Genomic DNA, 12373 nt, shown 5'->3' with positions numbered 1-12373 from the left:
CCCGTCCTCGCCGTCGCGGGTCTTGCCCGCGAGGCCCGGATCGCGGCCGGCGAGGGCGTGGAGACGGTTCAGGCCGGCGGTCGGCCGGCCGCCCTGCGCGACCGGCTCGCGGTGCTCCGAGGCGCGCCCTATCGTGCCGTGATCAGCTTCGGCATCGCGGGCGGGCTCGACCCGAGCCTCGCTCCCGGCGATGTCGTGATCGGTACGGCGGTGGTGGTCGAGGACGGCCGCCGTCTGCCCTGCGATCCGCGGATCGTCGAAGCCCATGCGGGGCGTGTCTCGGGGCTCGGACGGCGCGTCGTCGTGCGGGATGTGGCGGGCGTCGAGGCCGCCGTCATGACGACCGGGGCCAAGGCCGCTCTCGCCGCCCGGACCGGCGCTGCAGCCGTCGACATGGAATCGCACGTGGCCGCGGATTATGCGGCGCAGCGCGGCCTGCCCTTCGCAGTCTTGCGGGTGGTCTGCGATCCGGCGGAGCGTTCCCTGCCCGCCTTCGCCGCCTCGGCCCTCAAGCCGAACGGCGATCCCGATGTGCCGGCGGTGCTCGCCGCCCTGCTGCGCCGGGAGGCGCGCATCGGAGACCTGGTGCGCCTCGCCCGGGATTCGGGCGAGGCGTTCCGTGGTTTAGGCCGCGCTCGCGCGCTTCTGGGTCTCGCGCTTGGTGTCGACGCCTGAGGCTTTGATCTCGGAGAGCTTCTGGGCGACGTTGCGGGAGAACACGTATTCGGCCGGACGCTGGTTCTCCAGGCTGATCTCCGGAGCCATCTCGCCTTCCGTCTTCACGCCGCGCAGGGCGTGGATGACCGGCTTCCAGGGCTTCTTGACCGAGTCGACCACCGACGAGGCCTCGTAGCCCGAATGGACCATGCAGTCAGCGCACTTCTCGTAGTTGCCGGTGCCGTAGGCGTCCCAGTCGGTCTCTTCCATCAGCTCCTTGAAGGTCGCGGCATAGCCCTCGCCCAGCAGGTAGCAGGGCTTCTGCCAGCCGAAGACCGTGCGCGTCGGGTTGCCCCACGGCGTGCAATGGTAGGACTGGTTGCCGGCCAGGAAGTCGAGGAACAGGCCCGACTGCTGGAAGGTCCACTTCTCGCGGCCCTTCTCCTTGCCGTGGCGGAAGACGCCGCGGAACAGGTTCTTGGTGGCCTGGCGGTTGAGGAAGTGCTGCTGGTCGGGCGCACGCTCGTAGGCGTAGCCCGGCGAGACCGTGATGCCGTCGACGCCCATCTTCGTCACGCTGTCGAAGAAGTCGGCGATCTTGTCGGCCTGCGAGTTGTTGAAGAACGTGCAGTTGATCGTCGTGCGGAAGCCCAGTTCCTTGGACTTCTTGATCGCCGCGACGGCCTTGTCATAGACGCCGCGCTGGCAGACCGACTGGTCGTGCATGTCCTTGTCGCCATCGAGATGGATCGACCAGGTGAAGTAGGGCGACGGCTTGTAGTCCTTGATCTTCTTCTCGAGCAGCAGCGCGTTCGTGCAGACGATGACGAACTTCTTCTGCGCGATGATGCCCTGCACGATCTGCGGCAGATCCTTGTGCAGAAGCGGCTCGCCGCCGGCGATCACGACGACGGGTGCACCGCACTCGCGCACGGATTCCAGCGCCTCGTCGACCGGCAGGCGCTTGTTCAGGATCTCGTCCGGGTAATCGATCTTGCCGCAGCCGGCACAGGCGAGATTACAGCGGAACAGCGGTTCCATCATCATGACGAGCGGGTAGCGCTTGCGTCCGGTGAGGTGCTGTTTGAGGATGTAGCCGCCGATCTTCGCGACGTACCGAATGGGGATTCCCAAGACGCGGCTCCTTTGCTTTGGCCCCATCAAACGAGGGGGCTGCTTAGCGCGAAAAATTTCTGAATTCCAGGGATGTAGTCCGGAACCAAGTTGAAGTGGCCGAAAAAGGGCGGTCCGACTTCCGTATCTTCGTCGTCGTGTCGAAGGAGCCACGAAAGATCCGCAGATCGAGCTCCTGATGGCGGCCTCAACCGCCTGTGGCGGCAGATCGTTCTCCGCGAATCCTTTTCAAGCCGGCTCAGGCTGCCAGTGCAATGCTGCAATGCAATACAGCATGAGCGGGCCGACGGCTGCAAGAAATTGCGGCCGCGTTGCATTCCCGGGCGGGGACCAGTACTTAGCGCCCCATCGAGAGGCATCGTCTTAGATCGGCCGCCCGGCCTTTACGGTCAGCGGGAGCGTTTTCCGCGAGCCGCGGTTCAGCTGGAGAGGCGAACCTCTCAATGCCGGCGGAGATGCCGGCTTTCGGGACGAAACGGCGGCATCCGCCGCCCGGCGCCCCAGCGGCGTCAGGGTCAGATCGAGGTAGGCAGGACACCGCGTGATCGAACGTCTCGTCGCGTTTTCCGTACAGCGCCGTTGGCTCGTCATCGCCCTCATCGCGCTGATCACGGCGGCGAGCGGTGGTGTCGCGGCCCACCTCTTCCGCATCAACACGGATGTCGAACGGCTGATCGAGCCGAGCGTACCGTGGCGCCAGGACGAGATCCAGTTCGAGAAGGCCTTCCCACAGCGTTCCAACCTCGTGGTCGCGGTCATCGACGGCCGCACGCCGGAGATCGCCGAAGAGGCGGCCGTCGAGCTGAGCAAGGCGCTCGCCGTCCATAAGGACAAGATCGAGACTGTCTATCGGCCGGATGGCGGCCCGTTCTACGACAAGAACGGCCTCCTGTTGATGTCGCAGGAGGAACTCGAGAAGACCACAGAGTCGCTGATCCAGCAGCAGGGCCTGCTCGGCCCGCTCGCCGCCGATCCGTCCCTGCGCGGCATCATGCGCGTGCTCGGCCAAGGGGCGCGCGGCGTGAAATCCGGCGATGCCAAGCTCGAGGATCTCGAGCAGCCGATGACCCGGATCGACGAAACGCTTCAGACGGTGCTCAGCGGCAAGCCCGCCCGGATGTCCTGGCAGGAGCTCCTCGCCAACGGCAAGTCCGAGACCACGGACAAGCGCAAGTTCGTGATGATCCAGCCGGTGCTCGACTACAACGCACTGGAGCCGGGCCGCGAGGCGACCAAGCTCATCCGCAAGGTGGCACAGGACCTCAAGATCACGCAGGCCGAGGGCCTGCAGATGCGCCTGACGGGCCCCGTCGCTGTGGCCGACGACGAGTTCGCAACGCTCTCCGACGACGCCTTCGTGAACAACGCGGTGGTGGTTGGCGCCATCGTCCTGTTCCTGTTCCTGGCCCTGCGCTCGGCTCCGCTCGTGATCGCGGTGATCATCACCACCTTCGCGGGCCTCGTGGTCACGGCGGCGCTCGGCCTGCTGATGGTGGGCGAGCTCAACCCGATCTCGGTGGCCTTCGCCGCCCTGTTCGTGGGACTCGGCATCGATTTCGGCATCCAGTTCGCGGTGCGCTACCGCGCCGACCGTTACGAGGTCGGCGATGTCGAGGGTGCGATCCGGGCGGCGGCGCGAGGGGTCGGCATTTCGCTGACGCTCGCCGCGATCTCGCTGATCGCCGGCTTCTTCGCCTTCCTGCCCACCAAGTTCCGCGGCGTGTCCGAGCTCGGCCTGATCGCCGGTGTCGGCATGATCGTGGCCTATCTGTTCGCGCTGACGCTGCTGCCGGCGCTGATCGCGGTGTTCCACCCGCGCGGCGAGAAGCGCGCCGTGGAAACCACCTGGATGGCGGGCGTCGACCACTGGATCGTCGAGAACCGCAAATACGTGCTGGTCGGCGTCGGCATGCTCACGGTGGCGGGCATCCCGCTGCTCCTGAAGCTGCCCTTCGATTCGAACCCGATGCACTTGCGCAGTCCGAAGGTCGAATCCATCGCCACCTATCTCGACCTGATCAAGGACCCGGCGACCAGCCCCAACACGGTCGACGTGCTGGCGCCGAACGTGGACGCCGTCCCCGAACTCGTCGCCAAGCTGCTGAAGCTCGATTCCGTGGCCAAGGTCATCGACATCGACACCTTCGTGCCGCGCGACCAGGACCAGAAGCTGCAGACCATCGCCGAGACGGCGTCGCTTCTCGGTCCGGCCCTGAACCCCGGCAAGAAGCAGCCGCCGCCGAGCGACGCCGACAACGTCAAGGCGATCAAGGAGACGGCCACGGCCCTGAAGGGCCTCGACGACGGCAAGGCCGCCGGCGCGAAGGCCGCGGGCAGCCTGTCGGCGACGCTGGACAAGCTCGCCAACGCCCCCGTCGCCACGCGCGAGGCTGCCTCGGTCGCTCTGACCACCGACCTCAAAACGCTGCTGCGCCGCCTCGGCGGCCTGCTGACGCCGGAGAAGATCACGCTGCAGAACCTGCCGCCGCAGCTCAAGGCCGAGTGGGTCACTGCCGACGGGCGCTCGCGGATCGAGGTGCATCCGAAGGGCGACTCGAACGACGACGAGGTGCTGCGCCGCTTCGCCAAGGAGGTGCAGACCGTGGCGCCGCACGCCACCGGCGCACCGATCGCCACGACGGAATCGAGCTACACGATCCTCGGCGCCTTCATCCAGGCCGGCCTGACTGCGCTGGCGCTGATCTTCATCATCCTCTCGGTGGCGCTGCGCAAACCCTGGGACGTCGCCATGACGCTCGGGCCGCTGGTGCTCGCTACCCTGTGGACGCTGATGGCGCTCTACATCCTCGGCATGCCGCTCAACTTCGCCAACATCATCGCCCTGCCGCTGATGCTCGCGGTGGGCGTGGCCTTCCACATCTACTACGTGATCGCCTGGAGGGCGGGCGTGGCCGACATGCTGGCCTCGAGCCTGACCCGGGCGATCTTCTTCTCGGCGCTCACCACCGGCACCGCCTTCGGCTCGCTGATGCTGTCGAGCCATCCGGGTACGGCGAGTATGGGCAAGCTGCTCGCGCTGTCGCTGTTCTTCACGCTGGTCGCCGCCTTCTTCGTGGTGCCCGCCTTCCTCGGCCCACCCCCGGTCCAGCCCGACGCTGACCGCCCCGAGGGTCGGGATGCGGGCAAGCTGCCGGCGTCGGAGGCGAAGGTGCGGGAGACGGTGGCGGCGAAGTAAGGGGCGCGGCGCTCTAATGAGCGCCGGCAAGCCTTCCTAGGCGAAATCCGAAAAGCCGCCGCTCACCGCTCCCACCCGCGCCACCGCAGCCCGCGACTCCGCCGCCACCAGCGCATCCCGCTCCGCCGCATAGGCGTAGCCCAGCGCTTCCCCCGCGAAGCCGCCGGCGGTGGCCGGATGGGTATAGAGCTCGGTCAGCCCCTCGGGCAGGTGGCGCAGCAGGGCGGCCACGCGGGCCGGGGTCATGGCGCCGGACCAGGCGAGGCCGAGCGTGCGATCCGGAATGAGCAGGCCCGCCTGCCGGGCGCGGGCGGCGAGCAGGCCGGCCCAGGGGGCGATGTCGAGGGCCGGGCGCGGGCGGCAGCCGGGTTCGGCGCGGCGCAGGATGGCGCGCGGCTCGCGCGGCACGCGAATCGCCCGCATGCCGTAGCGCGCGCCGATGGCCAGCACCGCGCCCGCGATCAGCGGATGCACGTGGAAATGCTTGTGGGCGTTGACGTGGTCCAGCGGCAGGCCGGTGGCCCTGTAGGCCTCGAACTGCGCGGTGATCTCGGCGGCGAGCTGGCGCCTCGCGGCGGGCTTCGCCGCGAGATCGAAGCCGAGGCGGCCCATGTCCCGGCGCATCAGGCCGTTCTCGTCGACGAGGTTCGGGAGCTGCGCCGGTGGCAGGGTCGGCCAGGCCTCGACCAGGACGAGGTGGAGGCCGACGCGCAGGCTCGGCAGGCGCCGGGCGCGCGCCACGGCATCCGCTGCGGCCGGCGCCGAGACCATCAGGCTCGCCGCGGTGAGGATGCCCTCGCGATGCGCCTGCTCGACGGCCTCGTTCACTTCGAGGCTCAGCCCGAAATCATCGGCGGTGACGACGAGGCGCTTCACGCAGGCTCCTGGCAGGGTGTGTCGAGAGGCAAGCCCTCGACCCGCCGGGGCCTCAGGCCTCGGACCCCATAACGCAAAACGGCCGGGCTGTGAGGCCCGGCCGCGAAAGAGCGTGATGGAGGAAGGTTCAGGCCGCCTTGGAGGTGCCCTGACGATCCCGCAGGAAGTGCCAGAACTCGACGCCCTCGCGCAGGCGGCGCTTCATCATGTCGGGCGAGCGGACCATCTCGGAGACGATCGAGGCGATCTTCGGGGCCCGGAAGTAGAACTTCTTGTAGAACTCCTCCACCGCCGCGAAGATCTCGCTGTGCGACAGGTGCGGGTAGTGCAGCGGAGCGATCTGCACGCCGTTCTCGTCGACGAGCTCGGCATTCTCCACGTCGAGCCAGCCGTTCTCGACGGCCTGCTTGTAGAGGAAGGTGCCCGGGTACGGCGCGGCGAGCGACACCTGGATGGTGTGCGGGTTGATGCGCTTGGCGAAGGCGATCGTCTCTTGGATCGTCTCCTTGGTCTCGCCGGGCAGGCCGACGATGAAGGTGCCGTGGATGGCGATGCCGAGGTCGTGGCAATCCTTGGTGAACCGCTCGGCCACCTCGACGCGCATGCCCTTCTTGATGTTGTTCAGGATCTGCTGATTGCCGGACTCGTAGCCGACGAGCAGGAGGCGCAGGCCGTTCTCCTTGAGCACCTTCAGGGTCTCGCGCGGCACATTCGCCTTGGCGTTGCAGGACCAGGTCACGCCGAGCTTGCCCAACTCGCGGGCGATCTCCTCGGCGCGGGGCAGGTTATCGGTGAAGGTATCGTCGTCGAAGAAGAACTCCTTCGTCTGCGGGAATTCCTTCAGGCAATACTTGATCTCTTCGATCACGTGGGCGACCGAGCGGGTGCGATAGGTGTGCCCGCCGACGGTCTGCGGCCACAGGCAGAAGGTGCAGCGGCTCTTGCAGCCACGGCCCGAGTAGAACGAGATGTAGGGGTGCTTCAGGTAGCCGATGAAGTACTTCTCCATCTCGAGGTCGCGCTTATAGACGCTCGTGACGAAGGGCAGCTGGTCCATGTCCGTCATGATCGGACGGTCTTCGTTATGGACGATGTTGCCGTTGGCATCCCGGAACGAGAGGCCCTTGATCTCCGACATCGGCACGCCGTCGGCGACTTCCTTCACGGTGAAGTCGAACTCGTTGCGGGCGACGAAGTCGACGGCCGGAGCCGCAGCCAACGATCCCTGGGCATCGACGGCGACCTTGGCGCCGATCAGGCCGGCAATGAGCTTCGGGTTGGCGGCCTTGAGCGCCTCAACGCACTTCACGTCCGACTTGAAGGACGGAACCGAGGTGTGCAGCACCACCAGGTCGAAATCCTTGGCCTGAGCCACGACCTCGGCGAGCTTGATGTTGTGAGGCGGCGCGTCGATCAGCTTCGAGTTCGGCACCAGGGCGGCCGGCTGGGCCAGCCAGGTCGGGTACCAGAACGACTTGATCTCGCGCTTGGCCTGGTAGCGCGAACCCGCGCCGCCGTCGAAGCCGTCGAAGGTGGGGGCCTGGAGGAAGAGCGTGCGCATCGAGTAGCGGCCTCGGGATCGTGTTCTTGCGGATGATGATGGAGTGCAGGCCGAAAACGGCGATTTGCAGTCCGCCACCAGTTGAATTGAGGCAATTTCCGAACGAGGAACCGCGGTTCGTCTCGCCCGATACCTAGGTACTCAAAGTTTTTACAAGCTTAGACCGACGTCGCGCCGGTCTCATGACCGATGGCGTGTTCCGGGATCAGCGTCCCGTCAGCAACCACCCGGTAATCGTGACCTTTCCATGTCACCGCACCCGAGACGAAGCTCCAGGTGAAGTTGATGAAGGACAGCATGTCACGTATCGGCAACAGCCAGTAGGCGTGGGGCGTGAGCCCGAAGGCGCGCTCGACCCGCAGGCAGAGCAGGATGCGGCAGGCCAGTGCCAGGGCGGCCAGGGTCAGCGCGCCGGTGCCAGCGCCCGGCATCAGGGCAGCGATCAGCGCCAGCGGGAAGGCATGGGTGACGACCGAGCCCGCATAGCCGGCCGGATCGACATTGCGGATGGTGCGGTTCCAGCGCAGCTCGTGCTTCCAGAGGCCGGACAGCTCGGTATCGACGCAGGTATGGCCGATGGTGAAGGCTGGAATCGCGACCTCGCCGCCGAGCTTCCGCAGGGCCTCGCCGATGGCGTAGTCGTCGGCGAGATCGTCCTTGAAGGCCCGGAATCCGCCGACGGCCTCGAGCGAAGCCTTCGTCAGCGCAATGGTTGAGCCGAAGCAGGGATTGGCGAGGCCGAGCGTCGTGCCGACGATGACGTTCGGGGCGAACTGGACGTCGATGGCGAGCGCCGAGAGATGGGCGAAGACGCCACGATTGGCCGGTACGCCGTGGTAGAGGCAGGTCACGCCGGTCACACCCGGTTGCGACAGCTCGGCGACAATGCGCTCCAGGTAGTCCGACTTCACCACCATATCGCTGTCGGCGAGCACCACGATGTCGTGGGCAATGTCAGCCGACATGTTGATGAGGTTCGAGACCTTGCGGTTCGAGCCGTGCTGGCTCGGATCGATCACCAGATCGAGGCGCAGAGCCGGAAATGCCTCGCGCAGGCGCTTGACGGTCTCGATCGCGGGGTCGGTCGCCTTCTGGACGCCGAACACGATCTGCACGCGTCCGGCATAATCCTGGCGGCAGAAGCTCTCGAGATTCGAATAGAGGTTCGGCTCCATGCCGCAGAGCGGCTTCAGGATCGTTACCGAGGGACGCTCGGCATCCTCAGGGAGAACGGGGGAGACGCGGCGCGCGAAACGGCCGACCATGGCCGCCGCCATCAGCCCATAGACGCAGCCGCCGAGCGCCAGCAGCAGCAGAAACGCAGAAATCCAGTCCGAGAAGCTCGTGAGGTCCATGTAGGGGATGCTCGGTCCGGAAGGATGGGGGTGTCGCCGGCGACGCGAGAATTCGTCTTGGGCGCGAGAAGGTCGTGCGCGTCAGCGTCTCGGGGTGGTTCAAGGCTTTGGTTTGGCGGCCAGCATGCCTTCGGTGCGTTCGTTCAAATATTTCACGAGGGCGTCCGCGCCGCCCTTCTTCACCGGATCGTTGAATCCGGCGCGCATCGAGGCGAGCTCGCTGACATTGCCATTGAGCAGCACGTCCTGGATCTTGTTGGATGGGTTCACGACGTAGTCGACGTCGGTATCGTCCCCATCCTTGGTCGTGATCTTGGTGTGCACGACCTTGTTGCCGCCGCGCGCATCCGTGCCGGGCTTGATGTCAAACTTGCCACCGGCCGCCTGCGACAGACGGTTGGCGTAGAGTGTCGTGAAGTAGGTGGTGAAGGTTTGGGTGACCGCGTTCTGCTGCTCGGGCTTGAACGACTTCCATTTCGGGCCGACGGCGACAGGCACCATCGCAGCCGTATCGAAGACCTCCTTGAAGGTCGGGCCGATCACCTCGATGCGGCTCTTGAGGTCGCTCGAGCCGCTCTTCAGCGCCTCCTCGACCTTGCCGTAGAGCTTGGTCACGGCAGCAACGGCCGGATCGGTCTCCGCACGCGCGCCCTGCGGCACGCCGGTGAAGGCGAAACCGGCGATGAGGGCGAGGATGGGCAGGCTGCGACGGGTCAGGCGCACTTCTTGAACTCTCCGCGCTTGATATCGACGGAACGGGGCTGGCCGGGCCCGTTGGCAGCGTAGCTGTAAGGAACCGGGACCGGGGCCTGGTCGAAGCTCCGTCCGATGATCTGGTCCCGAATGCCGTCGAACTCGGCCTCGGCGGTCTCTGCCCGCGCATCGCGCTGAGCGCGGCCTTCCAGGCGGTGCCACAGGAACAGGCTCGGCAAGCCGACGGTGAGGTCGGCGGCGCGCTTGACCAGTGACAGGCCGAGGGCGACCTCGGCGGGAATGTTGAAGATGGCGCAGAGCGCGATCAGGCCGCCTTCCTGGGCCCCCAGGGCGCCGGGCACCGCGAAGGCGGCGCCGCGCACGGCCTGAGCCAGGCTCTCGATCACCAGCGCTTCGAGGAAGCTGACCGGGTAGCCCATGAAATGCAGGCAGACATAGACTTCGAGGGTGCCGATCACCCAGCCGATCTGATGCACGAACACCGCGTTGCCGAAGCGCGCGCCGTTGCCGTAGAGGCGCTTCAGATTGGCGTAGAGCACGTCGACCGCGCCGAGCGCGCGCCATTCCCGGCCCGAGGCGAAGCGGGTGAGGGCCGCCTGAATCAGGCGGTGACCGCTGCGGCGCTGGATGAGGTAGAAGGCGGCGAGGGCCGGTACGGCAACGACGAGGCCGCCCGCCACGGTGCGCACGACGGGACCGTCGCCCGCGAGCCAGATCAGGATGCCGAGGCCGGCGAGCGTGAACAGGAGCTGCGTCAGTGCCTGCGTCATCAGGTCGACGAACATCGAGGCACCGGCGAGGCTCCCGGAGACGCCTCTCTTGGCCAGCAGGCGTGCGCCGACGAAGTCGCCGCCGACCTGCGCCACGGGCAGCAGCGTGTTGATGCCCTCGCGCACGAAACGCAGGGTGACGCAGTCGCGCAGGCTCGGGCGTTCGCGGCTCGGGAAGACGACGAACCAGCCGAGGCCGGCCCAGGCCACGGCGGCAATGCGGGCGACGATGACCGCGAGCGCGCCCCAGCCTGCGCTGAGCACAGCCGTCCACACGTCATCGAGCCCCGAAGAGAGGAACAGCCCGACGACGGTGCATAAGCCTGCGATCAGTGCCAGGGTCGTGAGGTGCTTCATGGCCCTCTTTCCGCTACCGGCGATGGTGCGAGGTGTTGTTGGCGCGCCGCTATGTCGGCTCAAATCAGCCGTTCGGAGCGAACAGGATCAAGGCAAGTTGCAGCTTTAGACAGCGCTGTCTATCACCCGAGAGACACACTGAAGGTCAAAGCGGCACATCGGCAACAGTCTGATAACAAAGAACGCAAGCCTTTGTCGGAGGGGGGATTATCCATGGAGCGCGATGCGTCCAACATGGCGGAGAACGCCATGCTCGAAGATGCACAGACCCAAACGTTTACTGGCCTTCAGGACTTCTCGCCGGACATCCCCGCGCCTCAGAGCCCGGTTATGGCCTGGAACGAGTGGGACCCCCTGGAGGAGGTAATTGTCGGCTCCCTCGATGGGGCCACGATCCCGACCCACCACCTCACCGTGATCTTCAACCTGCCGCGCGCTGCCCAACCGTTCTATCGGCTGGCCTCCGGCTGGAAATATCCGAAGTTCATGAAGAAGCTCGCCCAGGCCGAGCTCGACAACTTCATCTCGATCCTCGCGGGCGAGGGCGTGACGGTGCGCCGGCCCGACGCGGTCGATTTCTCACGCAAGTACAAGGCCCCGCGCTGGACCTCGCGCGGCTTCTGCGTCGCCTGCCCGCGCGACCCGTACCTCGTGATCGGTGACGAGATCATCGAGAGCCCGATGTGCTGGCGCTCGCGCTACTTCGAGGGCGATGCCTACCGCTCGCTCTTCAAGGAGTACTTCCGCGCCGGCGCGCGCTGGACCTCCGCGCCGCGTCCTCAGCTGACGGACGACCTCTACAACTACGACTACCGGGTGCCGAACCTGAAGGCCGGCGAGCCTATGCAGTTCACGGTCAACGAGTTCGAGCCGGTCTTCGACGCGGCCGACTTCGTGCGCTGCGGGCGCGACCTCTTCGTGACCCGCTCGAACGTGACGAACCTGATGGGCATCGAGTGGCTGCGCCGCCACCTCGGCCCCGGCTTCCGCATCCACGAGATCGAGAGCCGCTGCCCGCAGCCGATGCACATCGATTCGTCGTTCATGCCGCTGGCGCCGGGCAAGGTGCTGGTCAATCCCGACTATATCGATGTCGAGAAGCTGCCGGCCGTGCTCAAGAAGTGGGACGTGCTGATCGCGCCCCGCCCCGACCCGGTCGAGGGCTTCATGAGCAAGATCTCGATGTGCTCGCCCTGGACCTCGATCAACGTGCTCGCCATCGACGAGAAGAAGATCGTCGTCGACCAGAGCCAGCCCACGCTGATCAAGGCGCTCAAGGATTGGGGATTCGATCCAATCCCGGCGCCGTTCCTCAGCTACGGCCCGTTCGGCGGCTCGTTCCACTGCGCCACGCTCGACGTGCGCCGCCGCGGCGTTCTCAAGTCGTACTTCTAGGCATCGGCCTGACCGCTCGCCTCCACGCGAGGCGGGCGATCAGCACCGCGCCGCCGACCTGCAGCAATCCGTTCTCGTCGACTGCGATCGGCCAGAGTGGCATGGTCCAGCGCGTCAGCGCGTTGAGCGCGATCAGCCCCAGGCAGAGGGCGAGCGCGGCGATCAGGGTGGCGACAAAATCCGGCATGGCGGCGCGTCCGAGGCGAGCCGGCAAAGCTTAGCAAGGGGCGGGCCGGGCGCTGCATCGCGCCGGCCACATCCCGCAGGCAATGCGTCGTGATCAGCGGCGGTCGGCCGCATGCGGCTGGGCCTGCCGCGCTGCCTTACCCGATGCGCCGCGGCCCGCCGCAGCGGCGGG

At 66.7% G+C, this 12373-nt stretch carries 10 protein-coding genes; 3 read left to right on the top strand and 7 right to left on the bottom strand.

Annotated elements, in window-relative coordinates; all coding sequences use genetic code 11:
• On the top strand, window positions 1–675 hold a 675-nt coding region (locus tag MGN01_RS10710), incomplete at its 5' end, for a phosphorylase family protein (RefSeq protein ID WP_147046610.1).
• On the opposite strand, the gene hpnH is transcribed toward MGN01_RS10710, so the two are convergent.
• The gene (hpnH, locus tag MGN01_RS10705) at window positions 625–1791 is read right to left on the bottom strand and encodes an adenosyl-hopene transferase HpnH (protein WP_147046609.1); all 1167 of its coding nucleotides are present in this window, start codon (window positions 1789–1791) and stop codon (window positions 625–627) included. The genes MGN01_RS10710 and hpnH overlap by 51 nt on opposite strands.
• A gap of 541 nt (window positions 1792–2332) precedes the next feature.
• Between hpnH and MGN01_RS10700 the strand changes: the two genes are divergently transcribed.
• The gene (locus tag MGN01_RS10700; RefSeq protein WP_147046608.1) at window positions 2333–4987 is read left to right on the top strand and encodes an MMPL family transporter; all 2655 of its coding nucleotides are present in this window, start codon (window positions 2333–2335) and stop codon (window positions 4985–4987) included.
• Window positions 4988–5023: 36 nt separating this feature from the next.
• Here MGN01_RS10700 and hpnK read toward each other — a convergent pair whose 3' ends face one another.
• The 5 genes from hpnK to MGN01_RS10675 form a co-directional block, all read right to left on the bottom strand.
• Window positions 5024–5863 (bottom strand): hopanoid biosynthesis-associated protein HpnK, encoded by an 840-nt coding sequence (gene hpnK, locus MGN01_RS10695; protein WP_147046607.1) that lies wholly within the window; start codon window positions 5861–5863, stop codon window positions 5024–5026.
• Window positions 5864–5990: 127 nt separating this feature from the next.
• The gene (gene hpnJ / locus MGN01_RS10690) at window positions 5991–7424 is read right to left on the bottom strand and encodes a hopanoid biosynthesis associated radical SAM protein HpnJ (RefSeq protein ID WP_147046606.1); all 1434 of its coding nucleotides are present in this window, start codon (window positions 7422–7424) and stop codon (window positions 5991–5993) included.
• A gap of 158 nt (window positions 7425–7582) precedes the next feature.
• Entirely contained in the window at window positions 7583–8779 is a 1197-nt protein-coding gene (gene hpnI, locus MGN01_RS10685; protein WP_147046605.1) for a bacteriohopanetetrol glucosamine biosynthesis glycosyltransferase HpnI, read from the bottom strand.
• Between the two features lie 99 nt (window positions 8780–8878).
• Window positions 8879–9502: an MlaC/ttg2D family ABC transporter substrate-binding protein gene (locus tag MGN01_RS10680; RefSeq protein ID WP_147046604.1), complete on the bottom strand. Its 624-nt coding sequence runs from the start codon at window positions 9500–9502 to the stop codon at window positions 8879–8881.
• Window positions 9493–10620: an HpnL family protein gene (locus MGN01_RS10675; protein WP_147046603.1), complete on the bottom strand. Its 1128-nt coding sequence runs from the start codon at window positions 10618–10620 to the stop codon at window positions 9493–9495. Before MGN01_RS10675 ends, MGN01_RS10680 begins: the two co-directional genes overlap by 10 nt.
• Before the next feature lie 249 nt (window positions 10621–10869).
• Here MGN01_RS10675 and MGN01_RS10670 point away from each other — a divergent pair, with 249 nt between their 5' ends.
• Entirely contained in the window at window positions 10870–12015 is a 1146-nt protein-coding gene (locus MGN01_RS10670) for an amidinotransferase (protein WP_373319216.1), read from the top strand.
• Here the strand turns inward: MGN01_RS10670 and MGN01_RS10665 are convergent.
• The gene (locus tag MGN01_RS10665; protein WP_147046601.1) at window positions 11999–12202 is read right to left on the bottom strand and encodes a hypothetical protein; all 204 of its coding nucleotides are present in this window, start codon (window positions 12200–12202) and stop codon (window positions 11999–12001) included. The two genes, MGN01_RS10670 and MGN01_RS10665, sit on opposite strands and share 17 nt — an antisense overlap.
• Window positions 12203–12373: the final 171 nt, after the last annotated feature.

Origin of the sequence: Methylobacterium gnaphalii (assembly GCF_007992215.1) — a bacterium.
GTDB lineage: Bacteria > Pseudomonadota > Alphaproteobacteria > Rhizobiales > Beijerinckiaceae > Methylobacterium > Methylobacterium gnaphalii.
This window is presented reverse-complemented; position numbering and strand designations above follow the sequence as displayed.